The 15,743-nt window shown below is 68.5% G+C and carries 5 pseudogenes; all 5 read left to right on the forward strand.

Going from position 1 to position 15,743, the window contains the following annotated elements:
* Positions 1-42 precede the first annotated feature (42 nt).
* Positions 43-7,110 (forward strand): annotated as a pseudogene (locus MLGJGCBP_RS53110) (amino acid adenylation domain-containing protein); the annotation flags it as partial.
* Between the two features lie 83 nt (positions 7,111-7,193).
* Positions 7,194-9,023, forward strand: a pseudogene (locus MLGJGCBP_RS54130) (non-ribosomal peptide synthetase); the annotation flags it as partial.
* 27 nt (positions 9,024-9,050) lie between these two features.
* A pseudogene (locus tag MLGJGCBP_RS54135) lies at positions 9,051-11,177 on the forward strand (condensation domain-containing protein); the annotation flags it as partial.
* 37 nt (positions 11,178-11,214) lie between these two features.
* Positions 11,215-12,444, forward strand: a pseudogene (locus tag MLGJGCBP_RS54140) (AMP-binding protein); the annotation flags it as partial.
* Positions 12,430-15,639: pseudogene (locus MLGJGCBP_RS54145) on the forward strand (amino acid adenylation domain-containing protein); the annotation flags it as partial. The pseudogenes MLGJGCBP_RS54140 and MLGJGCBP_RS54145, both read left to right, overlap by 15 nt.
* Positions 15,640-15,743: the final 104 nt, after the last annotated feature.

Here is a 15,743-nt window from a genome sequence, read left to right on the forward strand (position 1 = left end):
GCACGGACGCCTGACGCGGTGGCGGTGGTGTACCGCGACGTGTCCGTGACGTACCGGGAATTCAACGCGCGGGTCAACCGGTTGGCCCGCAAACTCATCGCCGAAGGCGCCGGAACCGACACCACCGTCGCGGTCGCGGCCCGCCGCTCGATCGAATTTCTGATCGCCCTGCACGCCGTGCTGCGCAGTGGTGCGGCGTACGTGCCGCTCGACGTCGACCTTCCGGCGGAGCGAGTGGCCCACGTCATCGAGGCAGCCCACCCTGTTCTCGTTCTGACCGCGGTCCGGGGCGAGTTCGAGTCGGACTCCGGAGTCCGGGTTCTCCCGATGGACGGTCTCGAACTCGACCGGTTCGACGATGCCCCGGTGACGGACCGCGACCGGCTCCGGCCCCTTCTGGCCGACAACCTCGCCTATGTCATCTTCACCTCGGGTTCGACCGGCCGGCCCAAGGGAGTGGCCGTCTCGCACGCCGGTCTCGGAAGCCACTTCGAGTTCCTGGTGTCCCTCGGTGCGCTGGACGAGACCGATCGGGTTGCCGTCAAGACACCACAGTCGTTCGACGCATCCCTCTGGGAACTGTTGTGGCCCCTGGCTGTGGGAGCACGGGTGGTGATCGCGGAACCGGACGGACACAAGGATCCCGACTACCTCGCGGAACTGATCGACACCGAGCAGATCACGGCGATACATTTCGTCCCGTCGATGCTCGCCGTCTTCACCGACGTGATCGTGCCGTCCCGGTTCTCGTCGCTGCGTACCGTGTTCGTCGGCGGCGAGGCACTGTCCGTCAATGTGGCGCGGCGGTTCGCGGCCGTCTCCGACGCTGCCGTCCTCAACGCGTACGGTCCCGCGGAGGTCGCGCCCACTTCCACCACCTCCTGGGTGGACACCTCGAACTCGGGCATCGTCACCGTGGGCACACCGGTGTGGAACACCCGCGCCTACGTGTTGGACCAGCGGCTCCACCCCACTCCTGCCGGAGTGACCGGTGAGTTGTACCTGGCCGGCACACAGGTGTCTCGCGGATACGCGGGACGCCCCGACCTGACCGCCGAACGGTTCGTGGCCAACCCCTTCGACGCGCCGGGTACCCGGATGTACCGGACCGGTGACCGTCTTCGCTGGACCGGCCGAGGGGAATTGGAATACTTCGGCCGCAACGATTTCCAGGTGAAGCTGCGCGGACTGCGGATCGAACTCGGTGAGATCGAGGCGGTACTCGAGGCGGCGGACTCGGTTGCCCAGGCGGTCGTGACCGTGTATTCCGGAGCGGCGAGCGAACAACTGGTGGCCTATCTCGTCGCACGCACGGGCACGACGGTCGACATAGACGCACTGACGGCGTTTGCCGAGAGTCGGCTGCCCGAATACATGGTTCCGGACGGGTTCGTCACGCTCGACGCCCTCCCGATCAACGCGAGCGGCAAACTGGATCGGGCGGCATTGCCTGCCCCGCCGGTCGGTGATGTCGCGGTCGATCGAGTGGAGCCACGTACTCCGATGGAGGAAACACTCGCGGCCCTGTTCCGGGAGGCGCTCGGCGTCGACGACCTGGGGGTGAACGACTCGTTCTTCGCTCTCGGCGGCGACAGCATCGTGTCGATCCAGCTGGTGTCGCGAGCGAAGGCCGCGGGGATCGTATTCACCCCACGGGACGTGTTCGAGCGCAAGAGCATTGCCGCGCTCGCCGAAGTGGCTACCGCCGCGTCGGCGGATCGACTCGCGCTCGCCGAACTGGCGGGCGGCGGCGTGGGAAACGTCGAGTTGACCCCGGTTGTCCGATCACTGTTCGACCGGTCGGGTTCGGTGGGCCGGTATTCACAGTCCGTGCTCCTCACGCTGCCGACCGGGATCGAGCGATCGGACATCGTGGCGACGGTGCAGGCGGTGCTCGACAGGCACGACGCGCTGCGGTCCCGGCTGGTTCGCGACGGTGCGGACGTGCGTCACTCGGTGTTGCCTGCCGGTGCCGTCGACGCCGATCGACTGGTCACGACGGTGCCGGTGAATCCCGACCTCGAGGACGCCGCCTTCGATGCGCTGATCGACCGCGAACTCTCCGCCGCGGCCGACCGGTTCGACTTCGAGACGCCGGTGCTCACACAGTTCGTCTGGCTGGATCGTGGTGCGACCAGGCCCGGGCGACTGCTCGTGGTTGCTCATCACCTGGTCGTCGACGGTGTGTCCTGGCGGATCATCGTGCCGGACCTCGTCGCGGCGGGAGGTGCCGTCGCAGCCGGTCACACTCCGAACCTGCCGGAGGTCGGTACCTCGTTGCGGCGTTGGTCGCACGGGTTGTCGGAGGCTGCCGGTCAGCCGTCCACCCTCGCGCAGTTCGACTACTGGCGACGTGTCGTCGATGGTCCGGACCCGCTCCTCGGTGACCGGGCTCTCGATCCGGTGCGGGACCGGACCTCGACCACGCAGGAGCTGCACGTCGAGTTGCCCACCGAGATCACGGGCACGCTGCTGGCCCGCGTTCCGGAGGCATTCGGGTGCTCCATCGGTGATTCCCTGCTTGCCGGCTTCGCGGTGGCCCTCACGGAGTGGCGCCGTGCGCGCGGGGTGCCCGCCGCCTCTGCGTACGTCACCCTCGAGGGTCACGGCCGCGAGGAGTCGGTCGTGCCGGGCGCCGATCTGTCGCGGACCGTGGGCTGGTTCACCAGCGTGTACCCGGTACGGCTCGCCCTGGAGGGGGTGGACACACAGGACGCACTCGTCGGCGGCGCGTCGGCCGGCGCCGCGATCAAGGCGGTGAAGGAACAACTCCGGGCGGTCCCCGACCGGGGCGTCGGGTACGGACTGTTGCGACACCTCAATCCGGCGACGGCCACGATTCTCGCGGGCTTCGACCCGCCCCAGGTCGTCTTCAACTACCTCGGAAAGACCGGGATGGGCGATCTGTCCCCCGAGATGCGTGAGATCGGCTGGGTGCCGGATCTCGCATCGTCGCGTGTCTTCTCGGGTGAGGCCGATCAGGACATGAGCGCGTCCGCAACGATCGAGATCAATGTCGGAGTGACGGATACCGATACCGGACCGCGACTCGGCGCTTCGGTGCGGTTCGCCGCTGAACTGCTCGCAGCCGACGACGTTCGCGAACTCGTCGACCTGTGGCAGCACGCGCTCGTCTCACAGATCGAGCACGTCGTCGCCGGATCCGGTGGGGGACTGACCCCGTCGGACATCGGCACGGTGACGCTCACCCAGTCCCAGATCGAGGTCTGGGAACGGACCTACCCGGCCCTCGAGGATGTGTGGGCGCTGTCGCCGCTGCAGGCCGGTTTCCACTTCCATTCGCTGTTGGCCGCCGAGCACGGTGTCGACGTCTACCATTCCCAGCTGCGGATGACGCTGCTCGGCGACGTGTCGGCGGACCGGATGCGGGCCGCTGCCGCTGCGCTCCTGGACCGCTATCCGAACCTGCGGGTGGTGTTCGCGCAGGACGGCGACGTCACGGTGCAGATCCCCCTCCGCGGGGTGGAGGTCCCACTGACCGTGGTCGACCTCGCGGGCCGTGAGAGCGATTCCGGAGAAACGGAACTCGAGGCGCTGGTCGCAGAGAACCGGACCGCACCGTTCGACCTGTCCGAGGCGCCGCTGCTGCGTTTGCTGCTCGTGCGCACGGGCGCCGACCGGCACGAGTTGGCGATGACCAACCACCACATCCTGCTCGACGGATGGTCCATCCCGCTGATCGTCCAGGACCTGCTGGTGCTCTACGCGACCGCGGGCGATCGGTCCGCGCTGCCCGCGGTGCCGCCGTACCGGGACTACCTCGACTGGCTGGCGCGCCGAGACCCCTCCGCCTCACGGGCCGCGTGGGCGCACACGTTGGACGGTTTCGACGAGCCGACTCTGCTCGCGCCTGCCCGCACCGGCGGCGGCGCGACGGCGGACCCGGAGGAAGTTCCGATCCACTTTTCCGCCGCGGACACCGCCGAGCTGCTGGCCTTCGCCCGACAGCACGGCCTCACGCCGAACACGGTGATCCAGACTGCCTGGGCTCTGCTGCTCAGGCGACTCACCGGACGGGACGACGTCGTATTCGGTGCCACCGTCTCCGGCCGCCCCCCGCACATCCCCGGAATCGACTCGATGGTCGGGCTCTTCATCAACACCGTCCCCGTCCGGGTACGAATCGACGCCGACGAGTCGGTGGCCGGGTTGCTGGAACGGGTGCAGGGGCAGCAGGCCGATTTGCTCGAGCACCACTATCTCGGCCTGACGGAAATCCAGGCCGAGGCGGGGGTCGGGGCGCTGTTCGACACGCTCACCGTCTTCGAGTCGTACCCCATGGATCAGGCGGCGCTGCAGGCGCAGACCGACATCGCAGGTATGCGCGTGGACTCGGTCCGGGTGCACAGTGTCACCCACTACCCGTTGAGCCTGATGGCCCAGGTCGACGACACCCTGCGGCTCGGGGTGGCCTACCTGCCGGACACCTTCGACCGCGGCGAGGCGAAGTTGATTGCGGCGCGACTCGATTCGGTGATCCGTGCGTTGATCGCAGAGCCCTCCGCCGCGGTAGCCCAGGTCACCGGATTCGTCCCGGGCGAGTATGCGCGGGTGATCCGCGACTGGAACGCCACCGCCCACCACGTGCCGGAGTCGACGCTACTGACGTTGTTCGAGGCGCAGGCGGCCCGCACACCCGATGCTGTCGCTGTCGAGTTCGACGGTGACGTGCTGACGTACGCAGCCCTCGATGCGCGCGCGAACCAGCTGGCCCGGCATCTGATCGCTCAGGGTGTGGCCCCCGAAACCCGCGTGGCCGTGGTGATGCGGCGGTCGCTGGAACTGGTCGTCGGAATCTACGCCGTACTCAAGGCCGGTGGCGCGTACGTGCCGGTCGATCCCGATCACCCCGCGGAGCGAACGAGTTACGTGCTCGCGTCGGCACAGCCGGTGTGCGTGCTGACCAGCTCGGCCGACCGGCCGGAACTGCCGAACCGGATCCCCGTGTCGGCCCTCGACACTCTCGACCTCTCGGATGTCGCTGCGGTGCCGTTGACCGACGCCGAGCGCATCGAACCGTTGCGCCCTGCACACCCCGCGTACGTCATCTACACCTCCGGCTCCACCGGCAAACCCAAGGGGGTCGCGGTACCGCACGCGGCCATCGTGAATCAACTGCACTGGATGCAGTCGGAGTACGCACTCACCGATCGGGACGTGTGGTTGCAGAAGACCGCAACCACGTTCGACGTGTCGGTGTGGGGCTACTTCTGGCCCCTGCAGGTGGGAGCCACCATGGTGCTGGCCACTCCGGACGGGCATCGAGAGCCTGCCTATCTGACCCGGGTCATCGACGAGCACGCGGTGACGGTCACCGATTTCGTGCCGTCCATGCTCGACGTGTTCGTCGCGGCCGCCCCGGAGGGGTCGTGCCGTTCGCTGCGGCACGTGTTCGTCATCGGCGAAGCGCTGCCGCCCGCGACTGTCCTGCGTTTCCGGGAACTCTCCGCGGCCGGACTGCACAACCTGTACGGGCCCACCGAGGCCGCAGTGTCGGTGACGTACTGGAAGACCGGTGCGGCCGACACCACGAACGTGCCGATCGGTGTGCCGGAATGGAACACGCAGGCCTACGTGCTCGATGCCCGGCTGCACCCGGTTCCCGTCGGCGTTCCGGGAGAGCTCTACCTGGGCGGTGCCCAACTCGCACGCGGATACCTCGGCCGCGTCGATCTCACGTCCGACCGATTCGTCGCGAACCCGTTCGGACGCACCGGTGAGCGCATGTACCGCACCGGCGACCTCGTGCGATGGACGTCGGCGGGAGCGCTCGTCTACATCGGACGTACCGACTTCCAGGTGAAGTTCCGTGGCCAGCGCATCGAACTCGGCGAGATCGAGACAGTGCTCCGGTCGCACCCGGCGGTCACCGGCGCCGTCGTGTCGGTGTACTCGGACACCACCGTCGGCGATCATCTGATCGCGTATGTCGTCGGCACACCCGGCGACGTGGACGTTGCGGAGCTTCGCCGGCAGGCGTCGGAATCCCTACCGTCGTACATGGTGCCGTCCGCCATCACCGTGCTCGACGAGTTCCCGCTGAACACCAGCGGAAAACTCGATCGCACAGAGTTGCCCGCTCCCGAATTCCACGGGAGTGCAACCGAGTACATCGCACCTCGAAACGAGGCCGAGCGCACAGTCGCGGCAGTCTTCGCCGACGTGCTCGGTGCTCCGGGCCGGATCGGCGCGCACGACAACTTCTTCGATCTCGGCGGCAACTCGCTCTCCGTCACCCGAGTGGCGGCGCGGCTCGGTGAGTTGTCGGGCACCGCAGTCTCGGTGCGCGATGTGTTCACCGCGCCCACGGTCGCGGAGTTGGCTCTTCGTCTCGCCGAGCCCACGGCCGCAGCAGGCGCGCGCCCGGTGCTGTCCGGGATACAGAGACCAGACCGGATACCGCTGTCACCGGCGCAGCAGCGGATGTGGTTCATCAACCAGTTCGACCCGGCCTCGCCCGCGTACAACCTGCCGCTCGCGATCCGCATGTCCGGCGCTCTCGACGTGACCGCGCTGTCTCAGGCACTCGACGACGTAGTCGGACGCCACGAGTCGCTTCGTACCGTTTTCCCCGACACGGAGGACGGACCCGCTCAGGTCGTCGTGCCCGCGGCAGATCTCTCGATGCCCCTCGAGGTCGTGGACGTGCCGGAGGGCGGGCTCGATTCCCGGATGATCGCGTTCTCCTCGCGCGGGTTCGACGTGTCCGAGGAATTGCCGGTACGGGCAACACTGTTCCGTACCGGTCCCGGCGAACACGTTCTGGCGATCACGCTGCATCACATCGCCGCCGACGGTTGGTCGTTCGGACCTCTCGGCCACGATGTCATGACCGCGTACGCGGCCCGAGCAGAGTCCCGCAGTCCGGAGTGGATTCCGCTCGCCGTCCAGTATGCCGACTACAGTGTCTGGCACAGGGCGGTTCTCGGCAGCGAGGACGAGCCCGAGTCCCTCGCCCGACGCCAACTCGACTACTGGACGCGGACGCTCGACGGTCTCCCGGACGAGCTGAAACTCCCCTTCGACCGCCCACGCCGGACCGAGCAGTCCTACGCCGGCGGATCGGTGGGCTTCACCGTCACCCCCGAGATCCACCGCGGCATCGAGCGGTTGGCGCGTGAACACACCGCCACGGTCTTCATGGTGGCGCGCACGCCGCCTTCGCGCTCCTGTTGGCCCGCCTGTCCGCGTCGGACGATATCGCCGTCGGCGCTCCGATCGCAGGACGTGGCGAACGCGCTCTCGACAACCTGGTCGGAATGTTCGTCAATACGCTCGTGCTCCGCACGCGCATCGAGAGCGCCGAGACCTTCGCGGAGTTGCTGACGCGGGTACGCGACGGCGACATCGGGGCATTCGGCCACGCGGACCTCCCCTTCGAGCGTCTCGTCGACGTTCTCGACCCCGTGCGGACGTCCGCGCATCACCCGGTCATCCAGACTGCGCTGTCGATGCAGCCGACGGCAATCGGCGACATCGAGCTCCCCGGACTCCGGGTGCGTGTCGAGGACATCGACGCGCGAGTCGCGAAATTCGACCTGCAGCTGACACTGGGCGAGAACATCGATCCCGCGGGCGTTCCGTCGGGTATTCGCGCCGAGTTCACCTACGCCGCAGACTTGTTCGATGACGCTACGGTGCGCCGGTACGCGGTGCAGCTCGTGCGAATCCTCGAGACGGTGATTGCAGACCCGACCACGGTGGTCGGCGACGTGAATCTCCTCGACGACGCCGAGAGGGCCCGCCTGGCACCGGTTCGCGGGCCTGCGAGTCGACCCACTCGACTGCTGCCCGACGTTCTCGCCGAGTCGGCGGCCGACCCGTCCGCGACTGCGCTCGTCTTCGGCGACCGTTCGATGACCTACGGAGAACTGGACCGGCGATCCAACCTCTGGGCGCGCCAACTGATCGAGGCCGGAGCCGGCCCCGAGACGTTCGTGGCCGTCGCACTCGCCCGGTCGATCGAATCGGTGCTCGCCGTCTGGGCCGTTGCCAAGACCGGTGCCGCGTTCGTGCCGGTGGATCCGAACTACCCGGCCGAACGGATCGCGCACATGCTCGGCGATTCGGGGGCCGCGCTCGGCCTGACGACGGTCGAGTTCCGAGCCGGACTACCCGACTCGGCACAGTGGCTCGTGATGGACGATCCCGACCACACTGCGCTGGTGGCGGCCCAGTCCTCGGCCGCGGTGACAGCGGCCGATCGCCTCGGGCGGATGCACGCGGACCAACTCGCCTACCTCATCTACACGTCCGGATCCACCGGACTGCCCAAGGGCGTCGCCGTCACCCACTCGGGGCTCGCGAACCTTCTGACCGAGCTGGCCGACGAATACGAGCTCACCGCCGACGCCCGTGTCCTGCACTTCGCCTCACCCAGTTTCGACGCCTCCGTGTTCGAGTATCTGATGGCCTTCTGCGGGGGTGCGACGATGGTTGTCGTTCCCCACTCGGTGTACGGCGGTACTGAGCTCGCCGAACTCCTGCGCGAGCAGAGAGTCACACACGCCTTCATCACACCGGCCGCGTTGGCGTCCGTCGACCCCACAGGACTCGACGAACTCGCCGTCATCGTCGTCGGCGGAGAGGCCTGGGGTACCGACCTCGCCGACCGCTGGGTACCGGGGCGGGCATTGTTCAACGGATACGGGCCGACCGAGTCCTCGATGATGGTGACGCAGAGCGGACCGCTGGTGCTCGGCGAGCGGATGACCATCGGCGCTCCCGTGCGCGGCGTCGAGGCTCTCGTTCTCGATGCGCGGCTGCATCCCGTGCCCCCCGGTGTGCCGGGGGAGCTGTACGTATCGGGGCCGGCGCTTGCCCGTGGCTACCACCAGCGACTCGGTCTCACCGCGGAGCGTTTCGTCGCGAACCCTTACGGTGCCCCCGGTCGGCGGATGTACCGTACCGGCGACCTCGTCCGGTGGGTCGAGTCCCGCACCGGGACATACGTCATCGAATACTTCGGGCGCAGCGACTTCCAGGTGAAGATTCGTGGATTCCGTGTGGAACTCGGTGAGATCGATTCCGTGTTCCGAGCGCATTCTGCGGTCGGATTCGCCGCGACCATCGCGCACGACACCGAATCCGGCGTCACGGCACTGGTCACCTATGTCTGCGCTGCACCGGGTAGCGACGTCGACGTCGACGACCTGACCGCGTTCGTCGGCGGGGCGTTGCCGGCGCACATGGTGCCCGGTTCGATCATGGTTCTCGACTCGATCCCGCTGACACCGGCGGGCAAGCTCGACCGCCGCGCCCTCCCCGAGCCGGTGTTCGTGAGCCATACCCGATTCACCGCACCCGGCACGGCGGACGAGCGCGCAGTCGCGGCAGCGTTCGCGGACGTTCTGGGCGAATCACGCATCGGTGTGGACGACAACTTCTTTGCTCTCGGTGGCAACTCGTTGTCCGCCACCCAGGTGGTGTCCCGGGTCGGTTCGGCGTTCGGCACCCGTGTCTCCGTTCGCACGCTGTTCGACAACCCCACCGTGCGTCAACTCGTCTCCGCAGTGGCCACGTCGGGGCCGGACGGGTCCGCGGACCGGCCCGCGCTGACGCGCCGCGAACATCCAGGACGGATCCCCTTGTCGCTGGCGCAGCAGCGGATCTGGTTCCTCAACCAATACGACCCTTCGTCGTCTGCGTACAACATCCCGCTGGCCCTGCGGATGTCGGGCAGGATCGACGTCCCGGCCCTGCGTGCAGCGCTCGGTGACGTCCTGGAACGTCACGAGTCGTTGCGGACCGTGTACCCAGGTTCTGCGGACGGTGCGCATCAGGAGATCCGGCCTGCCGCCGAGGCAGAATTCGATCTCACACCGATCCGAACCGCACCGGACCAGCTGATGCTCCGGATCGCCGAGTATGCCGTCGCCGGATTCGATGTGACCCGGGAGATCCCGTTCCGAATCCACCTGTTCCGGGAGAACCGTTCGGAACACGTGCTGCTGCTCGTCGCGCACCACATCGCTGCAGACGGATGGTCGTTCGGTCCGCTCGCCGCCGATGTGATGGCCGCCTATGCATCCCGAGTGGAAGGGCTGGCGCCGTCGTGGGAGCCGCTGCCTGTCCAGTACGCCGGCTACAGTGTGTGGCAGCGGGAACTTCTCGGTGCCGAGGACGATCCGGACAGTCTGTCCGCCAAGCAGATCGAGCGCTGGCGTGCGGCTCTGGACGGTGCGCCCGAGGCGCTCGATCTGCCTACGGACCACCCTCGCCCCGCGGTAGCGTCGCACCGCGGCGAACGCGTGGACTTCGAGATCGATGCCGACATCCACCGAGGGCTGGTCGAGCGCGCCCAGAAGAGCGGCACCACACTGTTCATGGTTGTTCATGCTGCGTTCGCGACGCTCTTGCACAGGCTCAGCGGCAGTACCGACATCGTGATCGGCACACCCGTCGCCGGCCGCGGCGACGAGGCACTCGACCCGCTCGTCGGAATGTTCGTGAACACCCTGGCCCTGCGCACACGGATTCACCCCGGCGGGCGTGTCGACGCACTCCTGGAACAGGTGCGCGATGTCGATCTCACGGCATTCCAGGACACGGAGGTTCCCTTCGACCGGCTCGTCGAGATCCTGCGTCCCACCCGGTCGTCCGATCGGCACCCGCTGTTTCAGGTGATGTTCGCCTTCCAGAACCTGCGACCGGTGACACTGGAACTGCCGCAGTTGGTGGTGGAGGCCGTCGACTTCGATCCCCACATCGCGAAGTTCGATCTGGATCTGGGGCTCGCCGAGATCGTGGACGACACGGGACACCACGGGATCTCCGGTGCCTTCACCTTCGCGTCGGAACTCTTCGAACGGGCCACTGTCGCGGGATTCGCGGAGCGATTCCTGCGGATCCTCGAGTCGGTCGCTACCGGCGACGACATCGCCGTCGGCGATATCGCCATCCTGGGTGCGGCCGAGCAACAATCCCTCGCACCGGTGTGGGGCGGGCCGCTGCTCGCGAACGCCACCCTGCCCGAGCTGCTCGTCGCGACGGCGGAACGGTATCCGGACTCGACTGCGGTCGTCTTCGACGGTGTTTCGATCGATTACCGTGAGCTGGACCGGCGATCGACGCAGCTGGCCCGTGCACTCATCGGGACGGGTGTCGGCCCGGAAACCTACGTCGCGATAGCCCTGCCGCGCTCTGTCGAATCGGTGCTGTGCGTGTGGGCCGTTGCCAAGACCGGTGCGGCCTATGTTCCGATCGACCCGGGGCATCCGGTGGACCGCATCGCGCACATTCTGCGGGATTCGGGATTCGGGAGTCGTCGTCGGTGTCACCTGTGCGGAGTTCGCCGAACACCTCCCGGGTGTGACCGACTGGCTGGTACTCGACGACCCGGAAGTGCTCCGCGAATTGTCCTCGGCGAGTACGGCGCCGGTCGGGGATGCGGATCGCACCTGCGCTCTGCATGTCGATCATCCCGCATATCTCATCTACACGTCGGGTTCGACGGGACTGCCCAAGGGCGTGGTGGTGTCCCACCGCGGTCTCGCGAATCTCGCCGGCGCGTATACCACCGCAGTGCGGGCCACCGAGAAGTCCCGGGTCGCGCAACTCGCGGCCCCGACGTTCGACCTGTCCGTCCTCGAACTGCTTCTGGCCCACACGTCCGGGGCCGCGCTGGTGGTCTGCCCGCCCGGTGTGTACGGCGGCGTCGAGCTACACGAGGTGCTGCAGTCCGAACGCGTCACGCACATGACCATCACGAATGCCGCTCTGGCGTCGGTCGATCCGGAGGGACTGGACGATCTACGCTCGATCGTCGTCGGCGGCGACGCCTGCCCACCGGAGACGGTGGCGCGATGGGCCGACCGACTCGACCTCGTCAACGGGTACGGTCCCACCGAAGTGACGGTGGGCGCCACGTTCACCTCGGTGCTCGGCCAGGACCGGGACATCACCATCGGCGGGCCGCTGCCCGGGGTCGCCGCCGTGGTTCTCGATTCGAGGTTGCGGCCCGTGCCGGTCGGTGTCGTGGGAGAGCTGTACCTGCTGGGACCGGCTCTGGCACGCGGATACCACGAGCGTGCCGCGCTCACGGCAGACCGCTTCGTGGCCTGTCCGTTCGAGGCGGCCGGTGCCCGGATGTACCGCACCGGTGACATAGTGCGCTGGCGCGCAGTGCATTCCGGTGTGACCGGCAGAATGACCGACGGCACTCTTCCCGGGCATGCGATCGAATACCTCGGCCGCTCCGACCACCAGGTCAAGGTTCGTGGACTTCGTATCGAACTCGGCGAGATCGATGCCGCCCTGGGCGCACATCCCGATGTCGAATTCGCTGCCACCCTGGGCTACGAGTCGCCCTCGGAAACACGACTGGCATCGCACGTGCTGGTCGGTGCGGGCGCCGACCGTGATCCGGCGGCTCTGCTCGCGTTCCTACGTCAGGCATTGCCGGGGTACATGGTTCCGTCGGCACTCGTGTTCCTGGACACGATCCCGCTGACCCCGAATGGCAAACTCGACCGGGGCGCCCTGCCCGCGCCCGACTTCGGCGCGGCAGCCAAGGAGATCGCGTACCGGGCGCCGCGGAACCCCCCGGAGCAGTCGATCGCGGATGCGTTCGCCGACGTGCTGGGCGGCACGGACATCGGCCTCGACACGGACTTCTTCGATGCAGGCGGCAACTCGCTCTCCGCGACCCGGGTGACCGCCCGGGTCGGCGCCGCGCTCGACATCCGGGTCACGGTGCGCGACACCTTCGAAGCCCCCACCGTCCTCGCGCTGGCAGAGTCGCTGGCACCGCGCATGTCCGGGGCGGGCGACGGCGCTTCCGCCGGACCGGCGCTGGTGCCGCCGCCGCGCCCCGACCGGATCCCGCTGTCGCTGGCGCAGCAGCGGATGTGGTTCCTCAACCAGTTCGAAACGTCCTCGCCCGCCTACAACATGCCCGCCGCGGTCCGGCTGACCGGCCCGCTGGACACGGCGGCGCTGGACGCGGCGATCGGTGACCTCATCGCCCGGCACGAATCGCTGCGGACCGTCTTCCCCGATTCCCGGGGTGGGCCGCACCAGGTGATCCTCGAGCCCGGAGACTTCACCCCCGACATCACACCGTTCCGCGTGAGCGAGGCCGGGTTGCGCGCCGACCTCCAGGAATTCCTCCTGGCCGGCTTCGACGTGTCCCAGGCCGTGCCGCTGCGGGTCAAGGTGTACTCGCTCGGCGACGCCGAACACGTGCTCGCCTTCGTCGTCCACCACATCTCCGCCGACGGCGTGTCCATGGAACCGCTGATCCGCGACGTGATGATCGCCTACGCGAGCCGCGCCGCAGGCCACCCGCCCGCCTGGGCGCCGCTGCCGGTGCAGTACGCCGATTACGCGCTGTGGCAGCGGGAGGTCGTCGGCGCCGAGTCCGAGCCGGGCAGCCTCGCCGCCGCCCAACTGGACTACTGGACCCGCACGCTCGCCGGTGTCCCGGACCAGCTGTACCTGCCGGGCGACCGGGGCAGGCCCCCGGTGCCGTCGCATCGGGGTGCGGCGACCCGTTTCACCCTGGACGCCGGCACGCACCGGGCCCTGGCCGAACTGGCACGGGCACACGGCGCCAGCATCTTCATGGTCGCCCACGCCGCGCTCAGCGTCCTCCTGGGACGCCTCAGCACCACCGCCGACATCGCCGTCGGCACCGCCGTCGCCGGTCGCGGCCGGGTCGAACTCGACGACATCATCGGCATGTTCGTCAACACCCTCGTCCTGCGGACGACGCTGGACCCGGGAGCGTCGTTCGTGTCGCTGCTCGAGCAGACGCGGGACGTCGACCTCGAGGCGTTCGCCCACGCCGACCTGCCCTTCGAGCGGCTGGTGGAGGTCCTGAGCCCGGTCCGCTCCACCTCGCACCACCCGCTGTTCCAGGTGGCGCTCGGTGTGCACGCGGTGTCCGCCAGCGGACTGGAGCTGGACGGACTGTCGGTGGAACCGCTCACCCTCGATGCGAGCATCGCCAAGTTCGACCTGCACTTCACGCTCACCGAGCGGCTCGACGACACCGCCGGGCCCGCGGGCATCGACGCCGAACTCGTCTACGCCACCGACATTTTCGACGAGGGCACCGCAGCCGGGTACGCGACCCGGCTGCGCCGGATCTTCGAGGCCGTCGTCGCCGACCCGCAGCGGCCGATCGGCGACATCCCCGTTCTCGGCGAAGACGAATACGCGGCGCTCACCCCGGTCCGCGGCGCCGATCCGCGACCGGTGCAGATGCTGCCCGAGATCCTCGCCGACGCCGTCGCCGCGGCACCCGACGGCCTCGCCGTCGTCTTCGGCGGTGCCGGCCTGACGTACCGTGACCTCGACGAACGGTCGAACCAGCTGGCCCGGTTGCTCGTGGACAGGGGAGTGGGACCCGAATCCAGGGTGGCGCTGGCGCTGCCCCGGTCCTTCGAATCCGTGGTGGCCGTCTGGGCGGTGGCCAAGACCGGTGCCGCCTTCGTGCCCGTCGACCCCGGCTACCCCGCGGACCGCATCCTGCACATGGTGCAGGACTCCGGGGCGATGGTCGGGATCACCGTGTCCGGGAAGCGGGAACTGCTTCCGGACTCGATCCGGTGGATGCTCCTCGACGACCCGGCACTCGAGGTGCGCTGCACCCACGAGTCCCGGTTGCCGCTCACCAACCGCGACCGCATGCGGCCGGTCCTGTCCGACCAGGTGGCGTACGTCATCTACACGTCGGGATCGACCGGCAGGCCGAAGGGTGTCGCGGTGACGCACCGCGGTCTGATGAACCTGGTGACAGACGAACGTGAGCTGCTCGGCGTGACGTCCCGTTCGCGGACACTGCATTTCGCGTCGCCGAGCTTCGACGCCTCCGTGTTCGAGATGCTGATGGCACTCGGTGCGGGAGCCACGATGGTCATCGCGCCGCCCACGATCTACGGCGGATCGGAACTCGCGGAACTGCTCGCGGCGGAACGCATCACCCATGCGTTCTCCACCCCGGCGGCGCTGGCGTCGGTGGACCACCACGGGCTCGACGACCTCGCCGTGGTCGTCGTCGCCGGTGACGTGTGCCCGCCGGAACTGGTCGCCCGCTGGGCGCCCGGACGCCGCATGGTCAACGCGTACGGCCCCAGCGAGGCGACGATCATGTCGTCCATCACCGAACCGCTCCGCGCCGGCGAACCGGTCACCATCGGCGGCCCGAGCCGCGGGGTGCGGGCACTCGTGCTCGACGGGCGGCTGCGTCCGGTGCCGGTGGGAGTGCCGGGCGAACTGTACGTCGGGGGACCGAGCCTCGCCCGCGGCTACCTCGGACGGCCGGGACTGACCGCCGAACGATTCGTCGCCGACCCGTACGGCGAGCCCGGCGACCTCATGTACCGCACCGGCGACCTCGTCCGGTGGCGGGAGAACCGCATCCTCGATTTCGTCGGCCGCACCGACCACCAGGTGAAGATCCGTGGATTCCGGATCGAACTCGGTGAGATCGATGCCGCCCTCACCGCACACCCGCAGATCGAGTACGCCACCACGATCGGCTACGAGCACCCGAACGGGGAGACCTCCCTCGTCGCGTACGTGCTGCCCTTCACCGGCGAGGACGTCGACCGCGTCGAGGTCGCGAATTTCGTCGGCCGCACCCTGCCCGCGTACATGGTTCCCGCGTCCGTCACCCTGCTCGACGCCCTGCCGCTCACCCCGGCGGGCAAACTCGACCGGGCCGCGCTGCCCGAACCGATCTTCGCCGCCGCGGCCACCACGTTCGAGGCGCCGCG

This window comes from Rhodococcus sp. T7, from assembly GCF_009872365.1.
Classification (GTDB): Bacteria; Actinomycetota; Actinomycetes; order Mycobacteriales; family Mycobacteriaceae; genus Rhodococcus_F.